This window comes from Cellulomonas sp. NEAU-ZC6 (assembly GCF_056844425.1).
In genome coordinates this window covers 621,089-646,747 of sequence record NZ_JBXFYH010000002.1, presented here as the reverse complement: position 1 = coordinate 646,747, position 25,659 = coordinate 621,089, and the positions used below count along the sequence as shown (strand labels likewise).

The 25,659-nt window shown below is 74.3% G+C and carries 22 protein-coding genes; 15 read left to right on the top strand and 7 right to left on the bottom strand.

What is annotated here, in order from left to right:
• Positions 1-25 precede the first annotated feature (25 nt).
• The 3 genes from AC1050_RS13105 (at position 26) to AC1050_RS13095 (ending at position 2,227) form a co-directional block, all read left to right on the top strand.
• Positions 26-589, top strand: a complete 564-nt coding sequence (locus tag AC1050_RS13105; protein WP_482387826.1) for a hypothetical protein — start codon at positions 26-28, stop codon at positions 587-589.
• A gap of 105 nt (positions 590-694) precedes the next feature.
• Complete coding sequence (locus tag AC1050_RS13100; protein ID WP_482387825.1) at positions 695-817, top strand: molybdopterin oxidoreductase; 123 nt, start codon at positions 695-697, stop codon at positions 815-817.
• 129 nt (positions 818-946) lie between these two features.
• On the top strand, positions 947-2,227 hold the full coding sequence (locus AC1050_RS13095) for a pyridoxal phosphate-dependent aminotransferase (RefSeq protein ID WP_482387824.1): 1,281 nt from the start codon (positions 947-949) through the stop codon (positions 2,225-2,227).
• A gap of 28 nt (positions 2,228-2,255) precedes the next feature.
• Here AC1050_RS13095 and AC1050_RS13090 read toward each other — a convergent pair whose 3' ends face one another.
• The 3 genes from AC1050_RS13090 to AC1050_RS13080 form a co-directional block, all read right to left on the bottom strand.
• Positions 2,256-3,539: a multidrug effflux MFS transporter gene (locus AC1050_RS13090; protein ID WP_482387823.1), complete on the bottom strand. Its 1,284-nt coding sequence runs from the start codon at positions 3,537-3,539 to the stop codon at positions 2,256-2,258.
• Between the two features lie 105 nt (positions 3,540-3,644).
• Positions 3,645-4,739: an adenylate/guanylate cyclase domain-containing protein gene (locus AC1050_RS13085; protein WP_482387822.1), complete on the bottom strand. Its 1,095-nt coding sequence runs from the start codon at positions 4,737-4,739 to the stop codon at positions 3,645-3,647.
• Positions 4,736-5,626 carry a biotin--[acetyl-CoA-carboxylase] ligase gene (locus AC1050_RS13080; protein ID WP_482387821.1) on the bottom strand — a complete coding sequence of 297 codons (891 nt, stop codon included), beginning with the start codon at positions 5,624-5,626 and terminating at the stop codon, positions 4,736-4,738. Before AC1050_RS13080 ends, AC1050_RS13085 begins: the two co-directional genes overlap by 4 nt.
• 125 nt (positions 5,627-5,751) lie before the next feature.
• Here AC1050_RS13080 and AC1050_RS13075 point away from each other — a divergent pair, with 125 nt between their 5' ends.
• Genes AC1050_RS13075 through AC1050_RS13060 form a run of 4 tightly spaced genes read left to right on the top strand, consistent with a single transcriptional unit; the run spans position 5,752 to position 9,960 of the window.
• Positions 5,752-7,356 (top strand): acyl-CoA carboxylase subunit beta, encoded by a 1,605-nt coding sequence (locus tag AC1050_RS13075; RefSeq protein WP_482387820.1) that lies wholly within the window; start codon positions 5,752-5,754, stop codon positions 7,354-7,356.
• On the top strand, positions 7,353-7,952 hold the full coding sequence (locus tag AC1050_RS13070; protein WP_482387819.1) for a hypothetical protein: 600 nt from the start codon (positions 7,353-7,355) through the stop codon (positions 7,950-7,952). The genes AC1050_RS13075 and AC1050_RS13070 overlap by 4 nt, the downstream gene beginning before the upstream one ends.
• Positions 7,949-8,191: an acyl-CoA carboxylase epsilon subunit gene (locus AC1050_RS13065; RefSeq protein ID WP_482387818.1), complete on the top strand. Its 243-nt coding sequence runs from the start codon at positions 7,949-7,951 to the stop codon at positions 8,189-8,191. The genes AC1050_RS13070 and AC1050_RS13065 overlap by 4 nt, the downstream gene beginning before the upstream one ends.
• 44 nt (positions 8,192-8,235) lie before the next feature.
• Positions 8,236-9,960, top strand: coding sequence for a DUF885 domain-containing protein (locus AC1050_RS13060; protein WP_482387817.1), 1,725 nt, complete (start codon positions 8,236-8,238; stop codon positions 9,958-9,960).
• An 84-nt stretch (positions 9,961-10,044) separates the two neighbouring features.
• Here AC1050_RS13060 and AC1050_RS13055 read toward each other — a convergent pair whose 3' ends face one another.
• The gene (locus AC1050_RS13055) at positions 10,045-10,761 is read right to left on the bottom strand and encodes a vitamin K epoxide reductase family protein (protein ID WP_482387816.1); all 717 of its coding nucleotides are present in this window, start codon (positions 10,759-10,761) and stop codon (positions 10,045-10,047) included.
• A gap of 100 nt (positions 10,762-10,861) precedes the next feature.
• On the opposite strand from AC1050_RS13055, the gene AC1050_RS13050 reads away from it, so the two are divergent.
• From AC1050_RS13050 to AC1050_RS13035, 4 genes are all read left to right on the top strand, one after another.
• Complete coding sequence (locus AC1050_RS13050) at positions 10,862-11,485, top strand: Maf family protein (RefSeq protein ID WP_482387815.1); 624 nt, start codon at positions 10,862-10,864, stop codon at positions 11,483-11,485.
• A 180-nt stretch (positions 11,486-11,665) separates the two neighbouring features.
• Complete coding sequence (locus AC1050_RS13045; protein WP_482387814.1) at positions 11,666-13,468, top strand: acetyl/propionyl/methylcrotonyl-CoA carboxylase subunit alpha; 1,803 nt, start codon at positions 11,666-11,668, stop codon at positions 13,466-13,468.
• Positions 13,465-13,977 carry an NUDIX hydrolase gene (locus AC1050_RS13040; protein WP_482387940.1) on the top strand — a complete coding sequence of 171 codons (513 nt, stop codon included), beginning with the start codon at positions 13,465-13,467 and terminating at the stop codon, positions 13,975-13,977. Before AC1050_RS13045 ends, AC1050_RS13040 begins: the two co-directional genes overlap by 4 nt.
• Before the next feature lie 59 nt (positions 13,978-14,036).
• Positions 14,037-16,052, top strand: coding sequence for an endonuclease/exonuclease/phosphatase family protein (locus AC1050_RS13035; protein WP_482387813.1), 2,016 nt, complete (start codon positions 14,037-14,039; stop codon positions 16,050-16,052).
• A 7-nt stretch (positions 16,053-16,059) separates the two neighbouring features.
• Here AC1050_RS13035 and AC1050_RS13030 read toward each other — a convergent pair whose 3' ends face one another.
• Positions 16,060-17,475 (bottom strand): NAD(P)H-quinone dehydrogenase, encoded by a 1,416-nt coding sequence (locus tag AC1050_RS13030; RefSeq protein ID WP_482387939.1) that lies wholly within the window; start codon positions 17,473-17,475, stop codon positions 16,060-16,062.
• 679 nt (positions 17,476-18,154) lie between these two features.
• Here AC1050_RS13030 and AC1050_RS13025 point away from each other — a divergent pair.
• The 4 genes from AC1050_RS13025 (at position 18,155) to AC1050_RS13010 (ending at position 23,765) form a co-directional block, all read left to right on the top strand.
• The gene (locus AC1050_RS13025; RefSeq protein ID WP_482387812.1) at positions 18,155-18,985 is read left to right on the top strand and encodes a purine-nucleoside phosphorylase; all 831 of its coding nucleotides are present in this window, start codon (positions 18,155-18,157) and stop codon (positions 18,983-18,985) included.
• An 86-nt stretch (positions 18,986-19,071) separates the two neighbouring features.
• Positions 19,072-20,967 (top strand): phospho-sugar mutase, encoded by a 1,896-nt coding sequence (locus AC1050_RS13020; RefSeq protein ID WP_482387811.1) that lies wholly within the window; start codon positions 19,072-19,074, stop codon positions 20,965-20,967.
• Positions 20,968-21,119: 152 nt separating this feature from the next.
• Positions 21,120-22,553, top strand: coding sequence for a P-loop ATPase, Sll1717 family (locus AC1050_RS13015; RefSeq protein WP_482387810.1), 1,434 nt, complete (start codon positions 21,120-21,122; stop codon positions 22,551-22,553).
• Between the two features lie 195 nt (positions 22,554-22,748).
• A complete protein-coding gene (locus AC1050_RS13010; protein ID WP_482387809.1) occupies positions 22,749-23,765 on the top strand; it encodes a GTP pyrophosphokinase in 1,017 nt (338 codons plus the stop codon).
• Positions 23,766-23,828: 63 nt separating this feature from the next.
• Here the strand turns inward: AC1050_RS13010 and deoC are convergent, their stop codons facing one another.
• Both deoC and AC1050_RS13000 read right to left on the bottom strand, forming a co-directional pair.
• Complete coding sequence (gene deoC, locus AC1050_RS13005; protein ID WP_482387808.1) at positions 23,829-24,503, bottom strand: deoxyribose-phosphate aldolase; 675 nt, start codon at positions 24,501-24,503, stop codon at positions 23,829-23,831.
• Positions 24,500-25,603 (bottom strand): adenosine deaminase, encoded by a 1,104-nt coding sequence (locus tag AC1050_RS13000; protein ID WP_482387807.1) that lies wholly within the window; start codon positions 25,601-25,603, stop codon positions 24,500-24,502. The genes deoC and AC1050_RS13000 overlap by 4 nt, the downstream gene beginning before the upstream one ends.
• Between the last annotated feature and the right edge of the window lie 56 nt (positions 25,604-25,659).

Here is a 25,659-nt window from a genome sequence, read left to right as displayed (position 1 = left end):
GGCGGTCCCCGACGAGGAGGCCCTGATGACCACCCGCCGCACCGCCGTCCCCCGCACCGCCGCACGTCGCACCGCGGCGCGCACCGCCCTGGCCCGCCGCACGCGCACCGTGCTGGTGGTCCCGCTCGTGCTCGGCGCCACCGCGCTGCTGGGCGCCTGCTCCGAGGTGGACCAGGTGGCGTCGCAGGCCCAGTCCGCGGTCGACACCGCCCGCGACGCGGCCGACCGCCTGAACGAGCTGGCCGACCAGGCCCGGGAGCGCGTCGACGCCGCGCGGACCACCGTCGACGACGTCACCGCGCGGCTGTCCGACCTCGACGCGAGTGCCCGCACCGCGACCCAGGACGCGCTCGACCAGGCCACCACCGCGATGGACGACGCGACCACCGCACTCGACCAGGCGCAGGCCGACGGCTCCGCGGCGGCCGAGGAGCAGCTCGCCTCCGCGCGGGCCGCGCTCGAGTCCGCCCAGGGCGCGCTCGACTCCGCGTCGGGGCAGGTCGACGCGACCACCGCGGACGCGCTCGACCGGCTCGCGCAGCAGGTCCAGGAGCTGAGCGACCAGGTCGGGCAGGCCGAGCAGGGCTGAGCGAGCCGGCCGGGTCACCCCGGCTCGGCCCCGCCGCGCGACGATCACCCGCGGAAGTCGCCGCGGAGCCCTTGAGCGGGCGCGCGTGATGCCGATCACTCGGGTATGACCACGCACCAGCCGCGCACCCGGCCCCGGCACTCCGTGCCGTGGTGGGTCGCGTCCGCGTGGGGCTCGCTGGCGCTGCTCGTCCTCGGCGGTCTCGCCGCGGCGTCGGGCGTCCTCTAGGACCCCGGCGGGCCGTCTCCCCCTGCCGGCCCGCCGAGACCCGTCACCGCCGCCCGCACCGTGGTCGCCCCGGCAGCACGCCGGCGGACGGGTCTACCCTCCTCGGGTCCCCTCACGACAGGACCCGCGATGACGACCAGCCCCACCCCTGCCACGACCGCCCCCGCCGGGCGGTGGCGCGACGTGGCCCGGTCCGCCGGCCTGCTCGGCGCGGACGGCGTGCCGCGGCCGACGATCTTCGCCGAGATGTCCGCGCTGGCCGGCCGCACGGGCGCGATCAACCTGGGCCAGGGGTTCCCGGACGTGGACGGGCCCGAGTCGGTCAAGCGGGTCGCGGCCGAGGCGATCGCCGCCGGCGTCAACCAGTACCCGCCGGGCCCGGGCGCCCCGGAGCTGCGCGTCGCGGTCGCCGAGCACCAGCAGCGGCACTACGGCCTCTCCCCCGACCCGGACACCGAGGTGCTGATCACCACCGGCGCGACCGAGGCGCTGGCCGCGGCGCTGCTCGCCCTGACCGAGCCGGGCGACGAGGTGCTGACGCTGGAGCCGTTCTACGACTCGTACGCCGCCGTCATCGGCCTGGCCGGCGCCCGGCACACCACGGCGCCGCTCGTCGCCGCGCCCGGCGGCTTCCGGCTGGACCCCGACGCGCTGCGGGCCGCCGTCACCGACCGGACGCGGGTCATCCTGCTCAACACGCCGCACAACCCGACCGGCGCCGTGCTGACCCGCGAGGAGCTGGCGGTCGTCGCCGAGGTCGCCGAGCGGCACGACTGCCTCGTGGTCACCGACGAGGTCTACGAGCACCTCACCTACGACGGCGTCCGCCACGTGCCGTTCGCGACGCTGCCGGGTGCCGCCGGGCGGACGCTGACCATCTCGTCGGCGGGCAAGACCTTCTCGTTCACCGGGTGGAAGATCGGCTGGGTCACCGGGCCGGCGCCGCTGGTCGACGCCGTCCGGGCGGTCAAGCAGTTCCTCACCTACGTGTCCGGCGCACCGTTCCAGCCCGCGGTCGCGCGCGCGCTGGCGCTCGAGACGACCGACGGACCGGATGCCGGGTACGTGGCCGGGCTCGCCGGCTCGCTGGCGGCCCGCCGCGACCTGCTGAGCGCCGGGCTGGTCGCCGCCGGGTTCGACGTCGTGCGGCCGCAGGGCACCTACTTCGTCGTCGCGGACGCGACGGCGCTGCTCGCGGGCCCGCTGGCGCACCGCGGGCTGCGGGACGCCGCCGAGCTCTGCCGGGCGCTGCCGGAGCTCGCCGGCGTGGTGGGCGTCCCGGTCGGCGCGTTCACGCACGACGGCTCGGCGGCGGACACCGCGCTGCGCACCGCGGTGCGGTTCACCTACGTCAAGCAGGAGCGCGTGCTGCGCGAGGCCGCCGAGCGGCTGGCGGCGCTGGGCGCCTGACGCGCGCGCCGGCCGGGGCGGCCGCGGGTCAGCCGCGGTGCTCGCTCTCCGTCCAGCCGCCCCGGTGGTAGGCCGGGGTGGCGAGCGCGAGCACCAGCAGCGCGCCGCCGGCGCCCGCGAGCATCACCGTGGCCATCGCCCACGCCGACTCGCCGAGCACACCCACCAGCGGGGCGACCACGCCGGACACCCCGGCCTGCAGCGCCCCGATGAACGCGGCCGCGGTGCCGGCGCGCTCCCCGTGCCGGGACAGCGCGATCGCCGAGGCGTTCGGCGGGGTGAAGTTGACCAGCGACATGATGAGGAACAGCACCACGAGCAGCGCCGGCAGCCCGCCCGCACCGGTGATCGCCAGCACGAGCAGCACCAGCACCAGCAGGAACGAGATCGGCAGCGCGACCCGGATGATCTGGATGGGCGCGTACCGGCGCACCAGCGCGGCGTTGACCTGCGCGCCGCCGACCAGGCCGATCCCGTTGATCGCGAAGATCAGCGCGAACTCGCCCGCGGTCAGCCCGTAGCCCTCGCGGAGCACGAACGGCGACCCGACCACGTAGCTCATCAGGACCGCCAGGCCGAGGCCGGGCAGGAGGGCCAGCGCCACGAAGTGCCGGTCGCGCAGCAGCACGCGGTAGCCGCGCCACGCCCCGCGGGCGGACGTCAGCCGGCGGTCCTTCGGCAGCGTCTCGGGCAGCTTGAGCAGCACGACCACCCACAGCACCGCGCCGTACAGCGCGAGCGCGACGAACACCGCGCGCCAGCCGAACTCGCCGGCGATCAGGCCGCCGACGCTCGGCGCGAACAGCGGCGCCACGCCGATGACCAGCATCAGCCGGGACAGCAGGCGCGACGCGTCCGGACCGACGAACCGGTCCCGGATCACGGCCATCGCCACCACGGACGCGGACGCGTTGAAGAACCCCTGCACCATCCGCAGCCCGATCAGGGGCAGGATCGCCGGCGCCACGGCGCACAGCAGCGAGGTGACGATGTGCAGCGCGACGCCGACCAGCACCGGGGCGCGTCGCCCGAACCGGTCGGACAGCGGACCGATCACGAGCTGACCGGCGGCGCCGCCGATCAGCATCATCGTCATGGTCAGCTGGGCGGCCGCCGCGCTGGTGTCCAGGTCGCGCGCGACGTCCGGCAGCGAGGGCAGGTAGATGTCGGTCGTGATCGCGGGCAGCGCGGTCATCACGCCGAGCAGCAGGACGTACCTGGCGCTCGGGCGGAAGGCGGAGGTGGACCCGGCGGCCGCGACCGGTGCGGTCTCGGCCGGGGCAGGACGGAGCGGGGCGTCGCCGGTACTCATGTTGACGGCATCGTCCCACGCGCCACGGAGCGGTGCGAATCGATTCGACCCGCGCACGGCGGGCACGGGCGGCGGCCGTGGCGGCCGGCCCGGCGGGCCCGCAGGTCAGGCGGTGGCGATCCGCACCGGGGCCAGCGGGCCGATGCCCTGGAGCTCGCGCTCGGGCAGCGGCTGCAGGACCAGGCCGGGGGTGTCGAGCAGCAGCCGGGCGGTCGCCGGGTCGGTCAGCACGGTGCTCGGGTCGGCGATGTCGGTGAGCCGCGCGGCCACGTTGACCGACGGCCCGAACACGTCGCCGAACCGGGACAGCACCCGCCCCCAGACCACGCCGACCCGCACCGGGGTGACCCCGCGGGCACCCTCGGCCAGCCCGCCCGCGGCGCGCTCGCGCTCCACGTCCAGGTCCCCGCCCAGCACCCGCGCGAGCTCGAGCGCGACCTTGGCGCCGGTCCGCACGTCGTCGGCGACGAACAGCACCGCGTCGCCGATGGTCTTGACCACGCGCCCGCCGCACTGCGTGACGACGTCGCGCGCCGCGGTCTCGAACCGCTGCACGAAGTCCGACAGGTCCGTGGACCCGAGCCCGGCCGTCCGCCGGGTGAACGACACCATGTCCGCGAACCCGACGGCGCGCGCCAGCGGCAGCGCCGCGGGGTCGCCGGCGACGTCCTGGCCCGCGGCGAACTCGACGGCGTACCGGGCGGTGATCGCGGCGAGGTGCCGGCGGTAGGAGTGCAGCAGCTGGGCCTCCAGCACCGGCACCAGCTCCGCGAGCTCGTCGAGCACCGCCCGCCGGGCCGCCGGGTCGTCCAGGTCGCGCCGGCTGGCCATGTCCTCGACCAGCGCCTCCACCTGCCAGAGGGCCAGCCGGTCGCTGGTGTGCCCCAGGGCCCGCGTGAGCGAGATCATCGCGCGGCGGCCGAGGTGGTCGGTCTGCAGCATCGCCGCGACGCGCTCCACGGCCTCGGAGTCGCGGCAGGTGAAGGCGACGTCGTCGGCGTCGGGGTGCGGCAGCCCGAGGGTCCGCCAGTACAGCCGCACCGTGTCGAGGTCCAGGCCGGAGCGTTCGGCCAGGTCGCGCAGGGTCAGCGTGCGCGGGCCGCCGAGCAGCTCCGCGTCCAGCGCCGCGGCGCGGGTCCTCGCCGTGCTGGTCCCGAGGGTGGCGGCACCCGCGTCGTCGTCCTGAGCTCCGTCCGTCACACCTGCGACCCTAGTTCACGCACGGGACGCACGTGACGTACGTCACCGGCCAGCAGGAGCCGCTCGGCACCGTCCGGGGCGCGCAGCACCAGGGCGCCGTCGGCGGCCAGCCGCACGGCGGTCCCGCGCACCTCGGAACCGTCCGGGAGCGTCGCGCGCACCGCGGCGCCCAGCGTGCGGCAGGCCGCGGCGACCTCGCGGTCCAGCCCGGCCGCCGCCACGTCGCCGTCGTGCTCCCGCCAGCGCGCGAGCAGCCCGGTCACCTCGCGGACGACCGCGACCAGCACGGACGTCCGGTCGACCCCGCGCGCCCCGGCCGCGACCAGCGACGTCGCGCTCGGCACCGGCAGCTCGGCCGCGGTCTGCGCCACGTTGACGCCGATGCCCAGCACCGCCGCCGCGCCGTCGGGGGCGACCTCCGCGAGGATCCCCGCCACCTTGCGCTCGGACCCCCAGCCGGGGACGTCCGACCCGTCCGCCGCCGGAACCAGCAGGTCGTTCGGCCACTTCACCCCGGCGTCCAGGCCGGTCGCGGAGCGCAGAGCGCGCGCCACGCCGAGCCCGGTCAGCAGCGGGAGCCAGCCCCACCGCGCGCGCGGCACCCCCGGGCGCACCGCCAGGGACAGCGTGAGCGCCGCGCCGGGCGGCGTCGTCCAGGCGTGGCCCGCCCGGCCGCGCCCGGCGTCCTGGTGCTCCGCGGTCAGCAGGCCGCCGTCGGCCCAGCCCGGGTCCGCGCGCAGCCGCGCCAGCAGCTCCGTGCTGGTGGAGCCGACCCGCGGCAGCACCACGCACCGGCGCAGGGGGCCCGCCGGCGCCAGGAGCGCCGCCCGCACCTCGTCCGCCCGCAGCGGCGCGCGCGCCGGGTCGTGCGTCGTCCCGTCCTCCACGCGTCCCATCGTCCCCCACGTGCTCGACGCAGCCGCCCGGTTGTCGCTTCCGCACCATCCGACACGCGCAGGTCCGTCGCCCTCGCCCACCCCGGCCGGCGGGTCCGCGCACTAGCCTTCCTCGGGTGACCGACACCCCCGTGCAGCCCGAGACCCCGCCCGCCGGCACCGCCGCCAAGGTCGCCGACCTCGCGGACCGGTACCGCCGCGCCGTCACGGAGCCCGAGCAGACGGCCGCCGACAAGCAGCACGCCCGCGGGAAGCGCACCGCCCGCGAGCGCATCGAGCAGCTGCTGGACCCGGGCTCGTTCACGGAGCTCGACGCGTTCGTGCGGCACCGCTCCACCAACTTCGGCCTGGACCGCAAGCGCGTCCCCGGTGACGGCGTCGTCGTCGGCCACGGCACGGTGGACGGCCGCCCCGTGGCGGTCTACTCCCAGGACTTCACGGTGTTCGGCGGCAGCCTCGGCGAGGTGCACGGCCAGAAGATCACCAAGGTGATGGACCTGGCGCTGCGCACCGGGATGCCGCTGGTCGGCATCAGCGACGGCGGCGGCGCCCGCATCCAGGAGGGCGTCGCGGGCCTCACCCAGTTCGCGGAGATCTTCCGCCGCAACGTCGCGGCGTCCGGGGTGATCCCGCAGATCAGCCTGATCCTCGGCCCGTCGGCCGGCGGCGCGGTGTACTCGCCCGCGCTCACCGACTTCATCGTGATGGCGGACGGCACGTCCAACATGTTCATCACCGGCCCGGACGTGATCCGCGCGGTCACCGGCGAGGACGTCGGGTTCGAGGAGCTGGGCGGGGCGACGACGCACAACACCCGCTCGGGCGTGGCGCACTACCTCGCGTCCGACGAGGACGACGCCCTCGACTACGTCCGCTCGCTGCTGTCCTACCTGCCGCAGAACAACCTGACCGACGCGCCGGCGTACCCGCACGAGGCCGACCTCGAGGTGACCGCCGAGGACCTCGAGCTGGACGCCGTCGTGCCCGACTCGGACAACCAGCCGTACGACATGCGCACCGTCGTCGAGCACGTGCTGGACGACGGCGAGCTGCTGGAGGTGCAGCCGCTGTTCGCCCGGAACGTCCTGGTCGGGTTCGGCCGGGTCGAGGGCCGCACCGTCGGGGTCGTGGCCAACCAGCCGCTCACCATGGCCGGGACGCTCGACATCGACGCCGCCGAGAAGGCCGCGCGGTTCGTCCGGACCTGCGACGCGTTCAACATCCCGGTCCTGACGTTCGTCGACGTGCCGGGCTTCCTGCCCGGCACCGACCAGGAGTGGAACGGCATCATCCGGCGCGGCGCGAAGCTCATCTACGCCTACGCCGAGGCGACCGTCCCGCTCGTCACCGTCATCACCCGCAAGGCGTACGGTGGCGCGTACATCGTCATGGGCTCCAAGCAGCTGGGTGCCGACGTGAACCTCGCGTGGCCCACCGCGCAGATCGCCGTGATGGGCGCCGGGGGCGCGGTGAACATCCTGCAGCGCGGCGCCCTCAAGCAGGTCGCGGACGCGGGCGGTGACGTCGACGCCGAGCGCGCGCGCCTGACGCGTGAGTACGAGGAGGCCATCGTGAACCCGTGGGACGCCGCCGACCGGGGCTACGTGGACGCGGTCATCGCGCCCGCCGAGACCCGCTCGCAGATCGTGCGGGCGCTGCGCGTGCTGCGCACGAAGCGCGCCGCCCTGCCCGCCAAGAAGCACGGGAACATCCCGCTGTGACCGGCGACCCGCAGCTGCCCGGCGGCCACGGCCCGGACGGGCCCGACGAGCACGGGCACGACGCCCACGACCACGCGGGCGGCGCCCACGGGCCCGAGCCGCTGCCGGGCGTCGACACCGCCGCCCTGCACGACACCGTCGACGCGCTGGCCGCGGCCCTGCACCAGTACGTGGACACCGCCGCCGGCGTGCGCGCGGAGTTCGGTGCCTCCGAGGCCGACGAGGACCCGCGGGTGCTGGCCCTGGAGTCGGCGGTGTCCAGCCTGAACGCGCGGCTCTACGACCTGCTGCACGAGAACCTCGGGATGCACTCCGAGCTCACCGGGATGACGTGGGAGGACGAGAGCCGCCCCGCCGAGCAGCCCGTCGCCGACGAGGACACCGACGAGTTCCACCTGGGCTTCGTCATCAGCGTGCCCGCGGGGCCGAGCGACCAGTCCATCGACGCGGTGCTGGGCATCGTCGACAACGGCGGCGCCGAGATCGTCGAGCGCCTGCTGGACAGCGGCTACACCGTCGAGGGCTGGGGCGCCGCGCGCGGCGCACCGGTCGCGTTCGACGACGACCCGGACGACGACGGCGAGGACCCGGCGTGACCGACGGCACCGGCGCCGCGCGCCCGCCGCACGTCCAGGTGGTGCGCGGCACGCCCGACGACGTCGAGCTCGCCGCGCTGGTCGCCGGCCTGGTGGCGGCCTCCGCGCACCACGACGACGAGGACCCGGCCCACGACGGTGCCGCGTCCGCGGCGTGGACGGACCGCGCCCGCACCCTGCCCGGGGCGGCCGCCGCCTGGCGCCCGGGGGCCGACGCCTGGCGCACCAGCCTGCGCTGAGGTCGGCTCCACCCGCCCCGGGACCCGCAGGTAGGGTCGGTCGGGTGACCACTGCACCCACCACCGACGGCGGGGCGCCCGAGCGTCCCGCGACCCCGATCGACGCCATCGCCGACGCCTACGTCACGACGCTGGCCGCGCTGGACCCGATGGACGCCACCGTGCTCGGCATCCCCGGCCACGACCACGAGGTGACCGACCTGTCGCCTGCCGGCCACGAGGCCCGCACCGACGCCGCCCGCGCGACGCTGCGCGCGCTCGACGGGCAGGACCCCGTCGACGAGGTGGACCAGGTGACCCTCGCCGCGATGCGCGAGCGCCTGGGCCTGCAGGTCGAGCTGCACGAGGCCGGTGAGACGCTCGCCGACCTGAACGTGATCGCCTCGCCCGTGCAGGGTCTCCGCGACGTCTTCGACATCCAGGCGGACGAGGGCCCGGAGGCCTGGGCCGCCATCGCCGAGCGCCTCACCGGCCTGCCGACCGCCGGCGCCGGCTACGCCGAGTCGCTGCGGCTGGCGGCCTCCCGCGGCCGGGTCCCCGCGATCCGGCAGGTGCGCGAGGCGCTGTCCCAGGTCGAGGAGCTCGCCGACCCGTCCTCGTCGTTCTTCACCTCGTTCGTGGACGGCCCGGCGGCCCGCGCCGCGATCGCGGCCGGGGGCGGCGACGCGCTGCGCGCCGACCTCGAGCGCGGCGCCGCGGCGGCCCGGCAGACCTACGCCGACCTCGCGACGTTCCTGCGCGACGAGCTCGCCCCGCAGGCCCCCGAGGCCGACGCCGCGGGCCGCGAGCGCTACGCGCTGTGGTCGCGGTACTTCCTGGGCGCCACCGTCGACCTGGACGAGACGTACCGGTGGGGCCTCGAGGAGCTCGCGCGCGTCGTCGCCGAGCAGGAGCAGGTCGCGGCGGAGATCGCCGGCCCGGGTGCCACCGTGGAGCAGGCCGTCGCTGTGCTGGACGCCGACCCGGGCCGCCGGCTCGAGGGCACCGTGGCGCTCCAGGAGTGGATGCAGAGCACCTCGGACGCCGCCGTCGCCGCGCTCGACGGCGTGCACTTCTCGATCCCGGACGCCATCCGCACCCTCGAGTGCCGGATCGCGCCGACCCAGAACGGCGGCATCTACTACACCGGCCCCTCGGACGACTTCAGCCGCCCGGGCCGCATGTGGTGGTCCGTGCCGCCGGAGGTCACCACGTTCAACACCTGGCGCGAGAAGACGACCGTCTACCACGAGGGCGTCCCGGGCCACCACCTGCAGGTCGGCCAGGCCGTGTACCAGCGGGCCACGCTGAACTCGTGGCGCCGGCTGGCCTGCTGGGTCTCCGGGCACGGCGAGGGCTGGGCGCTGTACGCCGAGCGCCTGATGGCCGACCTCGGGTTCCTGGACGACCCGGGCGACCGGCTCGGCATGCTGGACGGCCAGCGGATGCGGGCGGCGCGCGTCGTGCTCGACCTGGGCGTGCACCTGGGCCTGCCGGCTCCCGAGCGCTGGGGCGGCGGCACCTGGGACGCCGACAAGGCGTGGGAGTTCCTGCGCGCCAACGTGAACATGCCCGAGCAGTTCATCCGGTTCGAGCTGAACCGCTACCTCGGCTGGCCGGGCCAGGCGCCGTCCTACAAGATCGGCCAGCGCATCTGGGAGCAGATCCGCGACGACGCGGCCGCGGGCGCTCAGGGCCGGGGCGAGGCGTTCGACCTGCGTGCGTTCCACGCGCGCGCGCTCGGCATGGGCGCGCTGCCGCTGGACGTGCTGCGCGGCGCGCTCGCCTGAGCCGCACCCGCCACGGCCGACGGCCCCGGACCGCGTGGTCCGGGGCCGTCGGCCGTCCTGCCGTGCGTCGTCCGCGCGGCGCGCTCAGACGGCCAGCAGCGTCGGGCCGTACTTCAGCAGGATCATGGCGGCGAGCAGCACCAGCACCGCCACCGTGATGAACCAGTCGTACCCGCGCGCCACGAAGTCGCGCGCCCAGTCCCCGGCGCGCCCCGGGAGCCGCAGGTGCCCGTCGCGCACGTTCCACCGGGTCAGCCCGGCCCAGACCAGCGTCGTCGTCACCGTGATGAGCAGGCACCAGGGGCACAGCGCGCCGATCACCGCGTACGACTGCAGGAACAGCCAGTAGGCGAACAGCAGCGCCACCGTGTACAGCGCCTGCGTCCCGAGCATGAACCAGCGCGGGAACCGCACGCCGCCGATGGCCGCGACCGAGATCGTGATGACGACGACCTCGAACGCGATCCCGAGGAACGCGTTCGGGAAGCCGAGCAGCTGCGCCTGCCAGGTCCGCGCGACGGTGCCGCACGAGATCACCGAGCTGATGTCGCACCGGAACGTCGCGTCCGGGTCCGCGGCCAGCAGCCACGCCTCCACCGACAGCACGAACGAGGTGTACAGCCCGATCAGGCCGGAGACCACCATCTCGATCGCCGTCCGGCGGCGCCACGCCACGCGGGCGGGCGAGCCCGGGTCGTCGTCGACGGGGTCGTGCGGGACGTCGGTGCCGACGTCGTCGGCGTCGTCGGCGTCGTCGTGCAGGCGCACGGCCCGGGCGTCGTCCTGGCTCACGCCGGTCATCGTCGCATCCCCTCCTGGAAGTTCCCCGGACATCATCGGCGCGGACCGGGCCGGGTGGCAGGGACGTACGTCCGGCGACCGCCTGCGTAGGCTCGGCGGCGTGACGACCCTGGTGCTGGCCTCGGCCTCCCCCGCCCGGCTGGCGACCCTGCGGTCCGCCGGCATCGAGCCGACCGTCGCGGTGTCCGCCGTCGACGAGCCGGCCGTGCTCGCCGCCGCCGGCGACGTCCCGCCCGCCGAGGCGGTGCTGGTGCTGGCCCGCGCCAAGGCCCGGGACGTCGCGCCCGGGCACCCCGGCGCGCTGGTGCTGGGCTGCGACTCGATGCTGGAGCTCGACGGCCGGGTGCTGGGCAAGCCGGCCGACGCCGCCGAGGCGGTCGACCGGTGGCGCGCGATGCGGGGGCGCAGCGGCCGGCTGCACTCGGGGCACTGGCTGGTCGACCGGCGGCCGGGCACCGGCACGGGGGCCGAGGACGGCGCCACGTCGACCACGGTCGTGCACTTCGCCGACGTGTCCGACGCCGAGATCGACGCCTACGTGGCCACCGGCGAGCCGCTGTGGGTCGCCGGGGCGTTCACGATCGACGGGCTCGGCGGGCCGTTCGTCACCGGTGTCGAGGGCGACCACCACGGCGTCGTCGGCCTGAGCCTGCCCCTGCTGCGCACCCTGCTCGCGGCCCGCGGCGTGCCCGTCACCGACCTCTGGACCCGCCTGCCGGCCTGACCGGTGCCGCGCACGGTTTGTCCGCTCCGGACAAGCCGGCACCCCGCGACCACGCGTCCCCGTGGACGTGCTGGTGGAACCCTCCAAAGCCGGGTCGGCCGGTGTGGGCGGTTCCGCAGTCTTCGCGGCACGGGCGCGCGCGAGCGTGATCGCCGAGGCCCCCCCGCGTTACGGTGAGCCGTGCCCCGCATCTCGAAGGTCCTCGTCGCGAACCGCGGCGAGATCGCCGTCCGCATCGCCCGTGCGTGCCGCGACGCCGGCCTCGCCTCCGTCGCCGTCTACGCGGACCCCGACCGCGAGGCGCTGCACGTGCGCGTCGCGGACGAGGCGTACGCCCTGGACGGCGCCCGCGCCGCCGAGACGTACCTGGACATCGCCAAGCTGCTCGACGTGGCCCGCCGGTCCGGCGCCGACGCCGTGCACCCCGGCTACGGGTTCCTCTCGGAGAACGCCGAGTTCGCGCAGGCCGTCATGGACGCGGGCCTGACGTGGGTCGGCCCGCCGCCGTCCGCGATCCGCGAGCTCGGCGACAAGGTCAGCGCCCGGCACATCGCGCAGCGCGCCGGCGCCCCGCTGGTCGCCGGCACCCCGGACCCGGTCTCGGGCCCGGAGGAGGTGCACGCGTTCGTCGCGGAGCACGGCCTGCCCGTCGCGATCAAGGCGGCCTTCGGCGGCGGCGGCCGCGGCCTCAAGGTCGCGCGCACCTCGGACGAGATCGACGAGCTGTACGACTCCGCGGTCCGCGAGGCGACGGCCGCGTTCGGCCGCGGCGAGTGCTTCGTGGAGCGCTACCTCGACCGGCCCCGGCACGTCGAGACCCAGTGCCTGGCCGACGAGCACGGCACCGTCGTCGTGGTGTCCACCCGCGACTGCTCGCTGCAGCGCCGGCACCAGAAGCTGGTCGAGGAGGCGCCCGCGCCGTTCCTGTCCGACGCCCAGCGCGCCCAGCTGGTCGACGCCTCCGTCGCGATCCTCAAGGAGGCCGGCTACGTCGGCGCCGGGACCTGCGAGTTCCTCGTCGCCGTCGACGGCACCATCTCGTTCCTCGAGGTCAACACCCGGCTGCAGGTCGAGCACCCCGTCTCCGAGGAGATCAGCGGCATCGACCTGGTCCGCGAGCAGCTGCGCATCGCCGACGGCGAGCCCCTGGGCTACGACCACGTCGAGACCCGCGGCCACTCCCTCGAGTTCCGGCTGAACGGCGAGGACCCGGCCGCCGGGTTCCTGCCCGCGCCGGGCCGGATCTCGACCCTGCGGTTCCCGGCGGGCCCGGGCGTGCGCGTCGACTCCGGCGTCGTCGAGGGCGACACCGTCTCCGGCGCGTTCGACTCGATGATCGCGAAGCTGGTCGTCACCGGCGCCACCCGCACGCAGGCCGTCGAGCGTGCCCGCCGTGCGCTGGCGGAGCTCGAGATCGCCGGCATCCCCACGGTCGTGCCGTTCCACCGCGCCGTGCTGGACGCACCCGCGTTCGTCCCCGCGGACCCGGAGCAGCCGTTCTCGGTCCACACCCGCTGGATCGAGACCGAGTTCGCCGACGTGCTGCCGACGCTCACCGGCGCCCCCGCCGTCACCGCGACGGGCACCGACGAGGACGCCGAGCCGACGGAGCTGGAGCGGGTCGTGGTCGAGGTCGGCGGCAAGCGGCTGGAGGTCGTGCTGCCCGCGGCCCTCGCGCTGCGTGCCGGTCGTGGCCGGGCCGCCGCCGGACCGCGCCGTGCGGCGCCGCGCCGCGCCGGCGGCCGTCCCGGTGCCGTCGCCGCGTCCGGGAACACGCTGACGTCCCCGATGCAGGGCACGATCGTCAAGGTCGCCGTGGGCGAGGGTGACGTCGTCGCCGAGGGCGACCTGGTCGTCGTGCTCGAGGCGATGAAGATGGAGCAGCCGCTGGTCGCGCACCGCGCCGGCACCGTCGCCTCGCTGGCGGCGGGCGTCGGCGGCATGGTCGCCGCAGGCTCCGCGATCTGCGAGATCGTCGACTGACCGGCGTGCCGGGCCGACGGCCGCACCACCCCGGCGACGGCTGGGTGGAGTGCCGCTGCGGCCGACGCCACTGGGGGACGGCGGGCGCCGCCGGGCTGCTGCTCGCCCGTCCGGCCGCAGACGGGGAGCCCGCGGCGCTCGTGCTGCAGCACCGGGCGCTCTGGAGCGACCAGGGCGGCACCTGGGGCCTGCCCGGCGGTGCCCGGCACACCGGCGAGTCCGCGGTCGACGGGGCGCTGCGCGAGTCGGCCGAGGAGGCGGGCATCGACCCCGCGTCCGTGCGGGTCGTCGGCGAGCACGTCCTGGACCACGGGGACTGGACGTACACGACCGTGCTCGGGGTGGTGGCCGGCACGGTGGACCCGCGCCCGACCGACGACGAGAGCCTCGCGATCCGCTGGGTGCCGGTCGACGACGTCGCCGCGCTGCCGCTGCTGCCCGCGTTCGCCGACGCCTGGCCGACGCTGCGCGCCGCGCTGCCGCCCGAGGTCGGCGCCGGGAGCCGCTGAGCCGGTTCGCCGCACGCGCGGGTTCGCCCCGGCGGGCAGCACCGCAATAGGTTGACCGGATGAGCGTCCCCCCGCCCGCGGTCCCCGCAGCGTCGTCGCCGGAGCCGGCGGCACCGTCGGCATCGTCGGCACGGCGCTCGTCCGGCCCGCTGCCCCCGGACGCCGGCGTCGCCACCCGGGTGTCGCTGCTGGCGCTGGTCATGGTGCTCACGCTCGACGCCGTGCGCGCCGCCGGTCCCGTGCTGGACCGGGCGTTCGCGGTCAGCACGGCCGTGGTCGCCGGGACCGCGGTGGTCACGTTCGTCGGCTCGGGCCTGCTGGCCGCGCTCGCGCTGGTCGGCACGGGCCGCCGGGCCGCCGGCACCGCTTCGGGGCGCACGGTGCTCGTCGCCGTCGTCGCCCTCGGCGCCGCCCGGCTCGCCACGCAGGTCCTGCACGACGAGGCCCGGTTCGTCCTCGGTCTGGTCACCGCCTCGCTCGCCGTCGCGGCGCTGGTGCTCACCGCGACGCTCGTGGCGGGGCGCGCGGGCGGCGGGCGGCAGGCCGCGCTGGGCCTCGCGCTCGGCATCGGCCTGTCCTCCGCGCTGCAGCTCGGGCTCGGCACCTGGGACCCGCTGTGGCGCGGCGGGGTGCTCGGCAGCACCGTCGCCGTCGCGCTGGTGCTGCTGACGGTCGCCGTCGCCGTCGTCGCCCGGCACGAGGACCCGGACGGGCGCCCCCGGCGCACCTGGGTGCTCGGCCCCGCGCTGGCGCTGGCCGTGATGGCCCTGGCGAACCCCGCCTTCGCCGCGTCCCAGTCCGGGATGCCGCTGCTGATCGCGGGGACGGTCGTCGTGCTCGCCTCGGCGCTGACCGCGTGGCTGCTGCTCGTGCCCCGGCTCATGTCGCGCCCCGTGCGCGCGGCCGCCGTCGTGCTGCTCCCCGTCTCGGTCGCGGTGACCTTCCTGACTTCCGGCGTCGGCGCCCTGGCCGCGCTCGTGCTCGCCGAGGCCGCGGCGGGCGTCGTGCTGGTCATCGCGCTGAAGACCCGCCGGGCCGCCCCGCCCGGCGTGCGGCGCACCGCCCTCGCCACCGGCGGCGCCGGCCTGGGGCTGGTCGTGGTGCTGCTGGTCTACCTGCTGGACTACGACGTCCCGCTCGGCGTCGACAACGCCTGGGTGGTCGTGCTCGCCGCGACGCTGGTCGCGACGGCGGGGCTGCGACGCCGGAGCCCGGCGCACCCCGCGGCGGACGAGGGCGTCCCCGGCGTGCCGGCCCCGCCGCTGCGCGCGAACGCCCTGCGGTTCCTCGTGCTCCCGTCCGTGGTGCTGCTGCTGGCCGGCTGGGCCTGGTCGCTGCTCGCGCCGGCCGCGGTCGCCGTCGACCGGGACCCGGACGCGTTCGTGGTGCTCGACTGGAACCTGCACTACGGCGTCTCCGCCGACACCGCCGTCGACCTGGAGCAGATCGCCCGCACCATCGAGGAGCAGGGCCCGGACGTCGTCGCGCTGCAGGAGGTCTCGCGCGGCTGGGTGCTCGGCGGCGGCACCGACATGGCCACCTGGCTCGGCCACCGGCTCGGCATGCACGTGGAGTTCGCACCCGCCGCGGACCGGCAGTTCGGCAACGCGCTGCTGTCCCGCACCCCGCTGACCGACGTCGAGGTGGTCGCGCTGCCGTACGGCGCCGGCCCGCAGGCCCGCTCCGCGCTCACCGCGCTCGTAGCCGGCCCCGGGGGGACACCGGTCCGGGTGACCTCGGTGCACCTGCAGCACCGCGACGCGAACACCCCGACCCGGCTCGACCAGCTCGCCGCGCTCGACGCCGCCCTGCCCGCCGACGGGCCGTCCGTGCTCGCCGGCGACCTGAACGCCGGCCCGGGCTCCCCCGAGCTCGCGGCGCTCACGGACGCGGGCTGGGTCAGCGCGCTCGACTCGGCCGGCGCGGAGGGCGCGCTCACGCACCCGAGCGACGACCCCGCCGTGCGGATCGACTGGGTGCTCGGGCGCGAGGTGGCGTTCGAGGACGCGCGCGTGCTGGCCGACGACTCCTCCGACCACCTCGCGGTGGTGACGACGGTGCGGGTCGCCGGCTGACGGCCGCCTACTCGGTGTGGTGCAGCACCCGCGCGACCTCGGCGATGGATCCCGACAGCGAGGGGTACACCGTGAAGGCGCTGGCCACGTCGTCCACCGTGAGGCTGTGCGACACCGCCAGCGTGATCGGGAAGATCAGCTCCGACGCCCGAGGCGCGACGACCACGCCGCCCAGCACCGTGCCCGCCGTCGAGTGCGCGAACAGCTTGACGAACCCGTCGCGCACGCCGAGCATCTTGGCGCGCGGGTTCCGCGCCAGCGGCAGGGTGTGCGTCACGTAGTGCGCGTTGCGCTCCTCGAGCGCCTCCTCGCTCAGGCCCACCGTGGCGATCTCCGGCGCCGTGAAGATGTTCGCCGCGACGCCGCGCAACTTGAGCGGCGCGACCGCGTCGCCCAGCGCGTGCGACATCGCGATCCGGCCCTGCATCGCCGCGACGGACGCCAGCGGCAGCACGCCCGTGACGTCACCCGCGGCGTAGACGCCGCGCGCGGAGGTGCGGGACACCCGGTCCACCTCGATGTGCCCGGACGGCGTCGTGCGCACGCCGGACTCGGCCAGCCCCATGCCGTCGGTGCTCGGGATCGAGCCGACCGCGAGCAGCACGTGCGACCCGTGGATCTCGCGGCCGTCCGCCAGCGTCACGACCACGCCGTCCGCGGTGCGCCGGGCCGCCTGCGCGCGCGAGCGTCCGACGACCTCCATGCCGCGGGTGCGGAACACCTCCTCCAGCATCGTGGCAGCGTCGGCGTCCTCGCCGGGCAGCACGCGGTCGCGGCTGGAGACCAGCACCACCTGCGAGCCGAGCGACACGTAGGCGCCGGCGAACTCGGCACCCGTGACGCCGGAGCCGACCACGACCAGCCGCTCCGGCAGCTCGTCCAGGTGGTACAGCTGCGTCCAGGTGAGGATCCGCTCGCCGTCGGGCTGCGCGTCGGGCAGCGTGCGCGGCGTGGCACCCGTCGCGAGCAGCACGACGTCGGCGTCCAGCGTCTGCTCGCCGTCCTCGCCGGTCACGACCACCCGCTCCGGCCCGTCGAGGCGCCCGTGGCCGAGCAGGACCCGCACACCCTCGCGCTCCAGGCGGGTGCGGATGTCGCGCGACTGGGCGAGCGCGAGGTCGCGCACCCGCTCGTTGACCGCGGCCATGTCGATGCTGTGGCGGCGGCGGCGGCCGGTGTCGGTCCCCGGGGCGTCGGTGTCGGCCGGGCCCGCGGGCACGTCCACCCGGATGCCGAGGTCGTGGGCGCGCTCGGCGATCGTCATCCACTCCGCGGTCGCGATCAGCGTCTTGGACGGCACGACGTCGGTCAGCACGGCGGAACCGCCCAGGCCCGCGCGCTCGACGATCGTCACCTCGGCGCCCAGCCGGCGGGCCACCAGGGCGGCCTCGTAGCCGCCGGGGCCGCCGCCGACCACGACCACGTGCGGGGCCGGCCGGTCGGGCAGGCCTCCGGCGGGCGCGGGGGTCGCCGCGGGCGCCTCGACGGGGGCGGGGGCCGCCGCCTGGCCGGCGTCCGGCGCGGGCGAGGCGTCGGTCGCGGCGGGGTCGGCGGGCGCGGGCGTGGGGGTCGGCTGCGTCACGGCACCATCTTCCCGTCTCCGGCGGCTCGCGCGACCGCGCGCCGCGCCCGCGCGTCCGACTTCGCCCGCACCGGCGCGGCCCGCGCACCTGCCGCCCGCGCCGTCCCCGCCCGCCCCACGCCGCCCGCGCCGCTCGCCGCCCGCGCTGCGCTGCGACGCCCCGCGGCTCCAGGCGCCGAGATGGCAGCTCCCGCCTGTACCCGCCGGCCCCGCCGCAGGCGCGTCCTGCCATCTCGGCGCCGGACCCGGACGGGGTGCCGGACCAGGACCTCCGGGGGCGCCGGGGGCCGGGGTGGGCCGGTACGCTCGACTGCTGCGCGCCTGTGCGTGCCACGTGCGCCCGCGCCACGAGCAGCACCGCAAGACCCAGCACCACCGAGCACCACCGAGCACGACCAGCACCACCCAGCACGACCCAGCACGACCCAGCACCACCGCGCACGACAGCACCACGAGCAGCGCCCCGCACCACCCCAGCACCACCACCGCAGCAGCCGAGCCCCACCGAGGAGCACCCCGCATGGCCGACGACGCCCGCCTCGACGACCCGACCACCGACCCGCTGGCGGTCGCCGCCGACGCCGCCGCCTACCTCGCGGAGGCGACCGGGGTCGAGCAGCACGACGTCGCGCTCGTGCTCGGCTCCGGCTGGGGCGGTGCCGCCGACCTGCTGGGCGAGACCGTCGCCGAGATCGAGGCCCCGGACGTCCCGGGCTTCGCCGCGCCCGCCGTCGTCGGCCACGTCGGCACCATCCGCTCCATCCGGATCGCCGCGACCGGCAAGCACGCGCTCGTGCTCGGCTCGCGCACGCACCTGTACGAGGGCAAGGGCGTCCGCCGCGTCGTGCACGGCGTCCGCACCGCCGCGGCCGCCGGCTGCTCGACGGTCGTGCTCACCAACGGCTGCGGCGGCCTGAACCCGTCCTGGGCGCCCGGCACCCCCGTGCTGATCCGCGACCACATCAACCTCACGACGGTCTCCCCGCTGGAGGGCGCGACCTTCGTCGACCTGACCGACCTGTACGCCTCGCGCCTGCGGGACGTCGCCCGCGAGGTCGACGGCACCCTGGACGAGGGCGTCTACGTGCAGTTCCGCGGCCCGCACTACGAGACCCCGGCCGAGGTCAGGATGGCCGGCACCATCGGCGGCGACCTGGTCGGGATGTCGACGACCATCGAGGCGATCGCGGCCCGGCACGTCGGCATGGACGTGCTCGGCATCTCCCTGGTGACCAACCTCGCCGCGGGCGTCGGCGACGAGCCGCTGTCGCACGAGGAGGTCCTCGAGGCCGGCCGCGCCGCCGGGCCCCGGATCAGCCGGCTGCTCGCCGACATCGTCGGCCGCATCTGACCCAGGCACCACCGCGGTCCCCGGGGCCGCACCAGCAGCACGCAGCGAGGTCGGGGTCACGTGCCCCGGAGGAAGAGGACGAGCCGATGAGCGAGCAGACCGCGCAGACCGGGCGCACCGAGGACCCGGTCGAGGACGGCTGGCCGGCCCTGGCCGAGCGGGTCCGCACCTGGATCGCCGACGACCCCGACCCCCGCACCGCGGCGGAGCTCACCGAGCTGCTGGACCGCGCCGAGTCGGGCCCCACGTCGGCCGACCCGGAGTCCACGGACCTGGAGACGCAGTACGCCGCGTCGCAGGTGCGGGAGGCGCGCGAGGACCTCGCCGACCGGTTCCAGGGCCTGCTGCAGTTCGGCACCGCCGGCCTGCGCGGCGCCGTCGCCGGCGGCCCGCACCGGATGAACCGCGCGGTGGTCATCCGCGCCGCCTCCGGCCTCGGCGCGTACCTGCTGGGCGAGCTCGAGGGCGTCTCCCCCGCGCCGCGCGTCGTCGTCGGCCACGACGCCCGGCACGGCTCGCTCGACTTCGCGCGGGACACCGCCGCCGTGCTGACCGCCGTGGGCATCGACGTGGTCATGCTGCCGCCGTACCTGCCGACGCCGGTGCTGGCGTTCGCGGTGCGGCACCTGGACGCCGACGCCGGCGTCATGGTCACCGCCAGCCACAACCCGCCGCAGGACAACGGCTACAAGGTCTACCTGGGCGGCCGCGTCGTCACCGACTCGGGCCAGGGCGCGCAGATCGTGCCGCCGATGGACGCCGCCATCGCCGCCGAGATCGCGCGCGTGCCCTCCGTGGCCGCCGTGCCGCGCGCCGCGTCCGGCTGGACCACCGCGGGCCCGGAGATCGCCGACGCCTACGTCGCGCAGGTCGGTGAGCTCGCCGTCCTGGACGAGGAGACCCGCCGCGCCCACGCCGACCTGCGCATCGTGCTGACCCCGATGCACGGCGTCGGCGGCGCGACCGCGCAGCGCGTGCTCGCCGAGGCCGGGTTCACCGACGTGCACCTGGTCCTGGAGCAGGCCGAGCCCGACCCCGACTTCCCGACCGTCGCGTTCCCCAACCCGGAGGAGCCCGGCGCGATCGACCTGGCCGTCGCGCTCGCGAGCTCGGTCCAGGCCGACCTGGTCATCGCGCTCGACCCCGACGCCGACCGGTGCGGCGCGGCCGTCGTCGACGCCCGCGCCCGGTCCTACCGCGGCACCGAGTCGGCCGCGGCCGAGGGCTGGCGGATGCTGCACGGCGACGAGACCGGCGCGCTGCTCGGCAGCGTCGTCGCGGAGCGGTTCGGCACCGCCGGTGCCGCCGTGGCCGACGACGCCCCGGTGCTCGCCAACTCGATCGTGTCCTCGCGCCTGCTGTCCCGGATCGCCGCCGCCGCCGGGCTGCGGCACGCGCAGACCCTCACCGGGTTCAAGTGGATCTCCCGGGTCGACGGCCTCGTGTTCGGCTACGAGGAGGCGCTCGGCTACTGCGTCGACCCCGGCTTCGTGCGCGACAAGGACGGCATCTCCGCCGCCCTGACGCTCGCCGGCCTCGCCGCGCGGCTCAAGGCCGCGGCCCGGAACCCGGTCGACGTGCTCGACGACCTGGCGCGGCAGCACGGCCTGCACCTGACCGACCAGCTGTCGGCCCGGTTCACCGACCTGTCGCAGATCCCGGGGACGATGCAGCGCCTGCGGGAGCACGCGCCCGTCGTGCTCGCCGGCTCCCCCGTCGTCCAGGTCGTCGACCTGGCTGCCGGCACCGACGCCGACCGCGACGGCCTGCCGCCGACCGACGGCATCCGGCTGCTCACCCAGGACGACACCCGGGTCATCGTGCGGCCGTCCGGCACCGAGCCGAAGGTGAAGTGCTACCTCGAGGTCGTCGTGCCGGTCGAGGAGCACGCGTCGGCGGAGACCGTCGGCGCGGCGCGGACCGCGGCGCGGCAGCGGCTGGACCAGGTCCGCGCGGACGTGGCGGCGGCGCTCGGGCTCTGAGGCGAGCCACAGACCCTCGTGTGAACGGTTCGCTTCATCACCGGGACAAGGTCGGCATGAACCGAGCTGTGGGGCGCACCAGTGTGGGGCATTCGAGTGAACCGAGGGCTCGACGCCGGAGGTCGCTCTTCTTCGCCCTCTAGCATCTCTCCATGGCGAACAAGCTGCCCGCGTTCAAAGAGCTCCACTTCGGGCACCTAGACGCGAGCCAGGAGGCGGTGGAGGAACCGTACCTCCTAAAGGATGGGTATTACGACTATCGCCAAGCTGTCTATGGCATCTCCGTTCGCCACACATGGCTACTCCTTGGACCAAAGGGGTCCGGCAAGTCGGCCGTCCTGGAATCGATACAGCTCAATTGGGACTCTGACCCGCAGCGATTCTTCACCTACTGGAGCCTGGGCGGCTTCCCAGTCAACGACGTTACGCAAATTTCTACGGGCCAGTCAATTGGCGCATCACGGGCGCAGGCCTCCTGGGAGTTCTTACTATTACTCCGCGTAGTGGAGTCCCTGACCAAAGACCAAGGGCTAACTTGCCCGGGGTCCTTCACGAAGATGGCGAAAGGACTCAAGGCCAACGGCCTCATCTCCGGCGACTGGGTGTCGCGAGTAGCGCGATGGGCCAGCACGAAGGTGCGCTTCGATGCGAAAGTGCTCGGCGTCGAGAGCGAATGGGCCGCTGACTCCATAACACCCCTCGATGTGAGCGCGTACATTCGTGAGCAGTTGTCGACCGTCAGCACCGACAGCAAGCACATAATCGCGATTGATGGACTCGACTCGTTCTTCTTCGAAGCCGACGACGAGTGGACTTCATTAGCTGCTCTCACGTCGGCGCTGTATGCACTCAATCGTGAGTTGCTTGCCCTGAGGGTTCCGGTGGTCGTCGTGGCTGCAATACGGTCGGACATCCTCGACGTGCTTCCAGGACCCGAGGTCACCAAACTGAAGCCTCACTCGGTTCATCTGGACTGGCACGCGAATGGAATCGGAGCCAAGAATCACCTTTGGACGCTCCTTTCGAAGAAGGCCTCTGTCAAACACCCAGAGGTTCGAGATATCGTCGCGCAGTACTTCCAGACCAGCGTTGCAATCGGCCCACATTCTCAGCTTCCGGAATTTCTGCTGGATAACACACGCCTCCTGCCCAGGGACGTTGTGGCGCTGATGGGATATTTGCAGAGATGCTATCTCGGCAGCAACCATGTTTCAGAAGCGGCGGCCAAACGCGCGGTGCAGTTGTACGCGGAGCAGTACTTCGTTAGCGAAATCTTCGACAATATCGCCGGCGTCCTACCTGCCGGTCATGCGCGGCATGTCGGGAGCTTCCGGGATGCGCTTCGTACAGCACCCTCCAGATTCTTTGACTTTAAGTACCTCCGGGACGAACTGTCCGGCGAACTTGAAGCACCTGAAATCAAGCTGCTCCTCCGCCAAATGTTTGAGACGGGCGGGATCGGCATCAAGAACGGTGCGTACACAGACTTTGTCTACCGAAAGGTCTCGGGTGCGGGTTTCACAACTCGTTACCAGTTCGTGCTGCACGACGCGTTGACACGCGCTTGGAATCGCCCGTGGAGTTAGCACCGCGGCGTCACTCAACGCGCATCCAGACCCGAGCCCAGCGATAGAGGTAGCCGAGTGCCCCAACTTCCAGCAGGACAAGCCGACGGACATGCGAAAGACGCACTCGAGAACGACACACCAGAACCGACGCTCAACGAATGGATCCGGCGCTACGAGCACCTAAAACCGACGTACGACGCCTTCACCGCTCGCATGGACGTGCTCATGTCACATCTGCTCGCCGAACACAATCAAGACTATATTCAGGTGGAGAGCAGGGCAAAGACAGTCGAGGAATTCGGCAGGAAACTGCGCCGAAAGTTGGGTCAGTACCGGGATCCGCTTACCGACGTCACAGATCTAGCTGGCTTGCGCATCATCACCTACTACATTGAAGATCTGGCCACCGTCGAAGCGATGCTCGAGCGTGAGTTTGAGATAGACCGCACCAACTCGGTCGATAAATCATCCGAACTCGACCCAGACCGATTCGGATATCTTTCTCGGCATTTCGTTGTCAGCCTCAAGTCGCCGCGTTCGGACCTAAACGAGTGGGCCGCCTTCAAAGGACTGAAGGCGGAAATCCAGGTCCGCACGGCCTTGCAACATGCATGGGCTGCGGTAAACCACAAGCTCGAGTATAAGAACGACAACGAGGTTCCTGGCGAACTGAAGCGGGGCCTGTACCGACTCAGTGCTCTCTTCGAGATTGCGGATGAGCAGTTCTCTACCTTCCGCCGATCGCTTGAGCTCATTCAGGCGTCATATACCATGAGCGTTGCGGCCGGCGACTTGGAGATCGAGCTGAACCGGACTTCGCTGGATCGCTACCTCGCTGAAAGTCTGCCATATTACCGTCTGCGCGATGCAGTTCTGGCAACCGGTCAGAAGTTCGACCCAGACAAAGAGCAGGAAGCTCTTGATCGCCGAGACTTCCTCACGATCTTGACCCGGGCGGGCCTCACGACAATCAACGAGGTGGATCAGATGATTGACGCTCTCGCTCGTGATACGGCACTCCTGAAGGCAACCTACGCGGCGGTGGAGGACGGCGACGAGGCACCGATCATCACCCTGGACAACTTCATCAGCCAGGCAACGGTCCTAAACATGGCCGAACTCCATGCGAAAGTCGAGGACATTTGGACTAGTTTTGGCGACTGGCTTGCCGTTGCCGTACCGCTGCTCGCCGCCGCCAGATCAGGTGATCCTGACACTGCCCGGCAGTAGCGATTCGCGCGGGTAGCACTCGCTAGAGCCGCTACTTCGGTTCTCGCGCACGACCCTGAGGGCTCAGTACCCGCCGTCCGCCTCGAAGCCGCCGAGCACCGCGGCGGTGCCGGACAGCCCCAGGCGGGTCGCCCCGGCCTCGATCATCGCCAGCGCGTCGGCCGTCGAGCGCACGCCGCCGGACGCCTTGACGCCCAGGCGGCCGCCGACGGTCGCGGCCATGATCTCGACCGCGTGCACGGAGGCGCCGCCGGCCGGGTGGAAGCCCGTCGAGGTCTTCACGAAGTCCGCGCCCGCGGCCTCGGCGGCGCGGCAGACCTCGACGATCTCGTGGTCGGTCAGCGCGGCCGACTCGATGATCACCTTGAGCACGGTCGGCGCCGGGGCGGCGGCGCGCACGGCGGCGATGTCGGCCTGCACGGCCTCGAACCGGCCGGCCTTGGCGGCACCGACGTCGATGACCATGTCGACCTCGTCCGCGCCGTCCGCGACGGAGCGCGCGGCCTCGGCGGCCTTGACGTCGCTGTGGTGCTTGCCGGAGGGGAAGCCGCACACGGTGGCGACCTTGAGGCCCTTCGCGTCCAGCGGCAGGAACGACGGGGACACGCACACGGAGTAGACGCCGAGCTCGACGCCCTCCGCGATCAGGGCCTCGACGTCGGCGACGGTCGCCTCCGGCTTGAGCAGCGTGTGGTCGACGAACTTCGCGAGTCCGGCGGCGTCGAGAGACGAGGTCATGCGCGGTGCCTTCCTGTTCCGTGCGGGGCGTGGCCGGGCAGGACGACCCGGTCGATCAGGTCCTGGCGCTCGTCCTCGTGGACGAACGCGTGGCGGGCGGCGGTCAGGGTGACCGTGCGCACGTCGTCGAGCGTCCAGCCGGCCTCGGTGACGAGCTGGTGCAGCTCGCGGCTCAGGCTGGTGCGGGACTGCAGGCGGTTGTCGGTGTTGACCGTGACGGCGAAGCCGAGGCGCAGCAGCGTGGTCACGGGGTGCTTGGCGACGGAGACCGCGCCGCCGGTCTGCACGTTGGACGTCGGGCACACCTCCAGCGCGATGCGGCGGTCGCGCACCCAGTGCGCGAGCCGGCCCAGCCGGTAGGTGGTGCCCTCGGCGGGGTCGGCGACCTCGGTGAGGTCGTCCACCAGCCGGATGCCGTGCCCCAGCCGCAGCGCGCCGACGTCCACGGCCTGGTCCAGCGACTCGGTGCCCGCGGCCTCGCCGGCGTGCACGGTGACGGGGAACCGCGCGGCGCGCAGCTGCGCGAACGCGGCGCTCATGCCGCTGGCCGGGAAGCCGGCCTCGGGGCCGGCGATGTCGAAGCCGACGACGCCGCGGTCGCGGTTCGCCAGGGCCAGCGCGGCGACCTCGTCGGCGCGCTCCGACTGGCGCATCGCGCACAGCAGCAGGCCGGTGCGGATGGTGCGGCCCTGCGCGGCAGCGGCCGCCTCGCCCTCGGCCAGGCCCTCGCGGACGGCGTCGACGGCGTGCTGCAGGGACAGGCCGCCGGCCTGGTGCAGCTCGGGCGCGAACCGCTCCTCGGCGTACACGACGCCGTCGGCGGCGAGGTCCTCGACGGCCTCGCGGGCCACGCGGCGCAGGGCGTCGGCCGACTGCATGACGCCGACGGTGTGCACGAAGGTGTCGATGTAGGCCTCGAGGCTGCCGCTGGCCGCGCGGTCGCGGAACCAGGCGGCCAGCGCCCCGGGGTCGGTGGTGGGCAGCGCGTGGCCGGTCTGGGCGGCGAGGTCGACCACCGTGGCGGCGCGGACGCCCCCGTCGAGGTGGTCGTGCAGCAGGACCTTGGGCAGCGCGACGATCTGCTCGAAGGTCACGGTCATGGGCTCACCGTAACGGCCGCAGGACCCGATCCCCGCATCGCGCGGTCGTCCCCCGG

Coding starts and splice junctions, on each gene's coding strand:
- AC1050_RS13105 (WP_482387826.1), top strand. CDS start 26: ATGACCACCCGCCGCACCGCCGTCCCCCGCACCGCCGCACGTCGCACC.
- AC1050_RS13100 (WP_482387825.1), top strand. CDS start 695: ATGACCACGCACCAGCCGCGCACCCGGCCCCGGCACTCCGTGCCGTGG.
- AC1050_RS13095 (WP_482387824.1), top strand. CDS start 947: ATGACGACCAGCCCCACCCCTGCCACGACCGCCCCCGCCGGGCGGTGG.
- AC1050_RS13090 (WP_482387823.1), bottom strand. CDS start 3,539: ATGAGTACCGGCGACGCCCCGCTCCGTCCTGCCCCGGCCGAGACCGCA.
- AC1050_RS13055 (WP_482387816.1), bottom strand. CDS start 10,761: ATGACCGGCGTGAGCCAGGACGACGCCCGGGCCGTGCGCCTGCACGAC.
- AC1050_RS13035 (WP_482387813.1), top strand. CDS start 14,037: ATGAGCGTCCCCCCGCCCGCGGTCCCCGCAGCGTCGTCGCCGGAGCCG.
- AC1050_RS13025 (WP_482387812.1), top strand. CDS start 18,155: ATGGCCGACGACGCCCGCCTCGACGACCCGACCACCGACCCGCTGGCG.
- AC1050_RS13020 (WP_482387811.1), top strand. CDS start 19,072: ATGAGCGAGCAGACCGCGCAGACCGGGCGCACCGAGGACCCGGTCGAG.
- AC1050_RS13015 (WP_482387810.1), top strand. CDS start 21,120: ATGGCGAACAAGCTGCCCGCGTTCAAAGAGCTCCACTTCGGGCACCTA.
- AC1050_RS13010 (WP_482387809.1), top strand. CDS start 22,749: ATGGACGTGCTCATGTCACATCTGCTCGCCGAACACAATCAAGACTAT.
- deoC (WP_482387808.1), bottom strand. CDS start 24,503: ATGACCTCGTCTCTCGACGCCGCCGGACTCGCGAAGTTCGTCGACCAC.
- AC1050_RS13000 (WP_482387807.1), bottom strand. CDS start 25,603: ATGACCGTGACCTTCGAGCAGATCGTCGCGCTGCCCAAGGTCCTGCTG.